Source organism: Palleronia sediminis, from assembly GCF_004358695.1.
GTDB lineage: Bacteria > Pseudomonadota > Alphaproteobacteria > Rhodobacterales > Rhodobacteraceae > Palleronia > Palleronia sediminis.
This window is the reverse complement of sequence record NZ_SNAA01000036.1, coordinates 1-4,953: the sequence shown is the minus strand read 5'-3', so window position 1 is coordinate 4,953 and position 4,953 is coordinate 1. Positions and strand designations below refer to the sequence as shown.

Genomic DNA, 4,953 nt, shown 5'->3' with positions numbered 1-4,953 from the left:
GGGGAAAGCTTGGCCATCTGCTCGTCGCTCAGCCAGTAGAGGTCGTCCATGTCACCGCTCCGTTTTTCGGGCCGTGAATCACGCCGAACAGCAACAATCAATGCATCCTGACCCTAGGGTGTGGCGGACCGCAATCAAGGTATGTGGACAGCGTCAGGTAGGCCCGCATGCTCTTGATGGGGTCCATTTCGGAAAGACAAGCCAGACAGAGCTAGCGAGACCCCTTGTCGGCGCGGCATCCTGCAGCAAGAGACAGTAGTCACCTGCAAACGGATTGGCTTCCTAAACCTCAGGTATGTCTGCGAAAGCGCCGAAACTGGCCGCAGTGCCTCAGAAAGACTGTATTACTATACAGACTGGTCTACACAAGGATTGATCGTTAAGAGTGCTGGTGGACGACAAAGTTTCGCGGTTCGTGGAGGGCGGCAAATGAGTAGACGCTTACAGTCAGCACACAAAGGCCGGAGTTGGGCTCCGTGTCGTCGGATCGAATGTCGAGACCTTAATCGCATCCCCTCGCGACTTGGGTTCAAGGCGCAGACGGTTGGCCATGTCGCGGCGGCCTATGCAGCAGCGCACCAGGCACAGAATATTCAGTTCACATGAAAGCATCTGTCACCATCCTTGGCTTCCGCCACAGCGTATACCAACGAGTCGCACGAATCGCCCTGCACGAGAAGAACGTGGAGTTCCGGGTCAAGGAGGTGGATCCGTTCGACCCAGAAGAGGCTGAGCGCCTGCGGGACCTGCATCCGTTTGGGCGGGTACCGGTGTTGCGGCACGGGTCGTTCGACCTCTACGAAACGAGCGCCATAACGCGCTATGTCGATGCCGCCTTCGACGGGCCGCGCCTCGTCCCCGAAGATCCCCGCGCGGCCGCACGGATGGCACAGGCCATCGCCGTAGTCGATGCCTATGGATACTGGCCAATGATACGGCAGGTCTTCGCTCGGCGGGTCTTTGCGCCCAACGAGGACAGCGCTTGCAATGAAGCGGAAGTAGCGAGGGGATTGGCAGCATCGCGAACCGTCATCGAAGCACTGGAGGCGATCGCTGCCGACGGGCGCATACTCACCGGCGACGCGATCACTCTCGCGGATTGTCACCTCGGTGCGATGATGGACTACTTTACCAGGGCACCGGAAGGCGCTGCGCTGATTCAATCTCAGCCGCATCTCGACAGCTGGTGGCGCAGGATGAGGGCGAGGCCGTCGATCACCGGGCTCGATCAGCAGCGTCGCTGAACGAATGGGACGGTCGCCGACCGGGTTCCCCTCAGCCTATTTGAGGCCCCGCCCCAAGATGCGCACGACACGGTCGATTGTCCGGCGGACCTCGGGCAACGAGCGGTCGTCGTCATGGGTCACAAGCCACTGATCGTGGGAGATTTCAGGGACCGGGTCGCCCGCACGCTGAAGCCCCGCCTCCGCATCCCCGATAAAGGTCGGCAAGATCACGCGGCCGACGCCCGAAAGCGCCATGTCGAGGGCAAGGCGCGGGTGGCTCACCTCGTGCGCGATGCTGTCTCCTGAGTTTGACGCGACCCAGCGGGCGGATGGCGTATCGGCGTGCACCTTGATCCAGCCGTCCGGCGCGCCGGGCGCCGAAAAAGGCGCAAAATGGACCCGGGCGAGCTTCCGGCCTGCGAGCCCCTTCTCGACTGGTTGCCGATTGCGGATCCCGATCACGGCCTCGCGCCGACCGATGTTGAGGATGTCTTCAGCTGCAAGAAAACGAATACGAACGTCTTGAGGATCGTTCACCAGGTCGCTCAGCCGCCGGACAAGAACCAATGTGGTCCAGGTCCCCGCGGACAGTTTGACCAATGGCGGGACATCGCCCGCCGGTCTTGCCGTGATCCGTTCGATCCTTCCGGCGATGCCTTCAAGTTCAGCCAGCATCGTGCGACCGGCGTCCGTCAGATCGTAGCCGTGCGATCTGCGCACGAAGAGTTCACGGCCAAGGGTTCGCTCGAGCGCACGCATCCTCCGTCCAAGGGTTGGCGCACTCGACCCGGTGCTCCGCGCCGCTGCGGAGAGACCGCCCGTGCGGGCGACTGACAAGAAAGCAGACAGGTCATCCCACTGCACCTCAGATAGCGTCTGTTCATTCATGAAACGATCCTTTCGTTTCATGTCGTTCCATATGCATGCGCTGCTGTCTAGCTTCGGGTGGGATCACTTACGAAAACCGGAGCACACCGCGTGAGATTTCGAGCACCCAACATGTCTGATGGCACTCCATCGCCAGCCCTTTGCCGAGCACGTGAGCGAAAGGAGCAGGAGTTTCTGGAGGCACATTCCGGACCTGGAGTCCGCGCGCTGTATCGGTTCCTAAAACTTCTGGATTGGAGATAAGATGATGCCAGGTTCATGTAAGAACATCGCCGGCCGTGCCGCGATGCCAATGTCGGTACTCGGCCGCAACGGGCCCATCGTCTCGCGCCTCGCTCTGGGTACCATGACATTTGGCTCAGAGACGGACGAGGCGGAAGCGCATCGCCAACTCGATATGTTTGCCGACCACGGTGGAACCCTGATCGATACGGCCGATGTCTATTCGGACGGCGTTTCCGAAGAAATCATCGGCCGCTGGGGCGAAAATCGCGGAGGCCTTGGCGATATGATTATCGCTACCAAGGGACGCTTTTCCCCTCCCCCGGGTAGCCATGGGGCTTCACGGCGCGCCCTGGTTCGATCCGTCGACGCGAGCCTCAGGCGGCTGCAGGTCGAGGCCATCGACATCTACTTCTTGCACGGTTGGGACCGCCATACAGATGTAGGGGAGACGCTGGGAACCCTTGGCGATCTCGTTTCGGCCGGAAAAGTGCACCATACCGGATGGTCCAACGTAGCAGGTTGGCAGCTTCAGCGCATCGTTTCCACGGCTCAGGCACAGGGGTATCCCCTTCCGGTAGCGCTGCAGCCGCAGTACAGCCTCCTTGATCGCGGCATCGAACTCGAAGTGCTGCCTTGCGCGCTCGAGAACGGCATCGGCGTGACGCCATGGTCGCCGCTGGGCGGCGGCTGGCTGACAGGCAAGTACCGCGCCGACGCAAGACCTACCGGCGCGACGCGGCTGGGCGAAGACCCAGGAAGAGGCGTCGAAGCATACGATCTTCGCAACACGCCGCGCACCCACGCAATACTGGAGGTCCTTCAGACGGTCGCCGCACGCCACGACCGGCCGATGTCCCATGTCGCGATCGCGTGGCTCCTCGCACGACCTGGCGTCGCATCGGTTCTTCTGGGCGCGCGCACGGCGGAACAACTCGGAGGCAACCTGGCGGCGGCCGATCTTCAGTTCGGGTCCGACGACCTGGCTGCGTTGACGGAGGCATCGGCGCCCGGGCTGCCACCCTATCCCTATCGGTTCTTGCAGGATTGGTCGGACGTGGACACATGGTGGATGCTCGGGACCTAGCCACCGGCTGTGGCTGCCTACGCTGATCCCTCGCACAGCCGTTTCTTCTCGCTCTGTATGCCAGCGGCAGAGAAACTTCGCGGTGCTGTCATCCAGACAGCATCGCGAGCGCAAACCGGCACAGCTTCTTCCAAGGTCCCGTGAACCCTGTCACAGCGCAGCAAATTCAAACGCGAAATCAACCTGCGCCATGCGGCGCCCGAAGGTGGTAGTAGGCGTACGCGCTTGCTCGATGAAGCCCGCCGCGGAGTAAAGCCTGCAGGCGGAAGCATGGGCATCGAAGGTCGAAACCTCGATCCGGCTGAAACCGGCTTCTCCGATAGCACCAAGAACCGCAGAAAGCATTGCTCGGCCCAACCCTTGCCCGTGTAGCCTTCTGTCCAGCAAGAAAAGTCGGATCCGCGCCGCCACTCCCGTGTCGCACGCGAATACCGAGCCACAACGTGCCTTGCCGGCGTTCAGTAGAATGAACCCAAATGTCCGATCGTTTTCAAGGCGACTGTCGATGTCCGAAAGCGCATGCCAGACGGCGTCATCGAAGCTGGGGTCGAACCGCTCAACGGAGCGGTAGTGCGCGATGTGGGCCGAAGCGACCCAGTACTCATCCGATTTGGAATACGGGCGTAACAGGAAACCCCCGCCCAAGGATTTTCCAGCCATGTCCGTCATCTTCAGCCTCCCAGATGATCAGCGTCGCTGACCCGCTTATCGCTCTTGATCTCGCAAAGAAATCAACTGACTGCCATCCGCTCGAAAGTTGGCCGGATCGAGCCAGGCGAGAAAGCACGCGCGGATTGTGGGCCACTCCTCATCCGTAATGGAATACCAGGCGGTATCCCGACTCTCCCCTTTTACTATCATGTGGTTTCGGAATATCCCCTCGAACGTGAAGCCAAATCGCTCCGCCGCGCGCCGGGAAGGAGTGTTGTTCGCATTGCACCGCCACTGCCATCGGCGGTAGCCCAATTCAGTCATGACATAATCAGCCAGAAGGAAGAACGCTTCGGTCGACACGCGGCTCCGAGCGATACGAGGTCCCCACAGGATATGACCGATTTCAGCTGTGCCGTGTTGCGGAACGATGTCCATCAGGCTCTGTCTCCCTTCCGCACGCCCTGACGTCCCATCGATAACTGCAAAGAACATCGGATCAGGGGATGATGCACGCGGGATCAGCCACGCGTCGAACTCGGCCCGTGATGCTGGGATAGGATCCGCAAGGTAGCGGTGAAGACCGCCGGATTGCTTGCCGCTGACCGCTTCAAAAAGAGCACCGCCGTGCAGCGCAGGATCCAAAGGTTCAAGGCGACACCATCGACCTGTTAGAACTCGCCTTGCCGGTATGGGCCACTGTGACGGGAAATCGCTGTGATGCACGGTCAACCTACGGGGCCGCTCTTGAAAGATGCTCTAGGGTCAGGATGCATTGATTGTTGCTGTTCGGCGTGATTCACGGCCCGAAAAACGGAGCGGTGACATGGACGACCTCTACTGGCTGAGCGACGAGCAGATGGCCAAGCTTTCCCCTTT

The 4,953-nt window shown here is 60.7% G+C and carries 5 protein-coding genes; 2 read left to right on the top strand and 3 right to left on the bottom strand.

Annotated elements, in window-relative coordinates; all coding sequences use genetic code 11:
• Positions 1-602 precede the first annotated feature (602 nt).
• Positions 603-1,244, top strand: coding sequence for a glutathione S-transferase family protein (locus tag E2L08_RS16600; protein ID WP_133398196.1), 642 nt, complete (start codon positions 603-605; stop codon positions 1,242-1,244).
• A gap of 36 nt (positions 1,245-1,280) precedes the next feature.
• On the opposite strand, the gene E2L08_RS16595 is transcribed toward E2L08_RS16600, so the two are convergent.
• A complete protein-coding gene (locus E2L08_RS16595; protein ID WP_133398195.1) occupies positions 1,281-2,114 on the bottom strand; it encodes a LysR family transcriptional regulator in 834 nt (277 codons plus the stop codon).
• Between the two features lie 244 nt (positions 2,115-2,358).
• Between E2L08_RS16595 and E2L08_RS16590 the strand changes: the two genes are divergently transcribed.
• Positions 2,359-3,423 carry an aldo/keto reductase gene (locus E2L08_RS16590; RefSeq protein WP_206077036.1) on the top strand — a complete coding sequence of 355 codons (1,065 nt, stop codon included), beginning with the start codon at positions 2,359-2,361 and terminating at the stop codon, positions 3,421-3,423.
• Between the two features lie 150 nt (positions 3,424-3,573).
• Here E2L08_RS16590 and E2L08_RS16585 read toward each other — a convergent pair whose 3' ends face one another.
• Together E2L08_RS16585 and E2L08_RS16580 are read right to left on the bottom strand one after the other, a co-directional pair.
• Complete coding sequence (locus tag E2L08_RS16585) at positions 3,574-4,092, bottom strand: GNAT family N-acetyltransferase (protein ID WP_133398194.1); 519 nt, start codon at positions 4,090-4,092, stop codon at positions 3,574-3,576.
• Between the two features lie 36 nt (positions 4,093-4,128).
• The gene (locus tag E2L08_RS16580) at positions 4,129-4,719 is read right to left on the bottom strand and encodes a GNAT family N-acetyltransferase (protein WP_240758293.1); all 591 of its coding nucleotides are present in this window, start codon (positions 4,717-4,719) and stop codon (positions 4,129-4,131) included.
• Between the last annotated feature and the right edge of the window lie 234 nt (positions 4,720-4,953).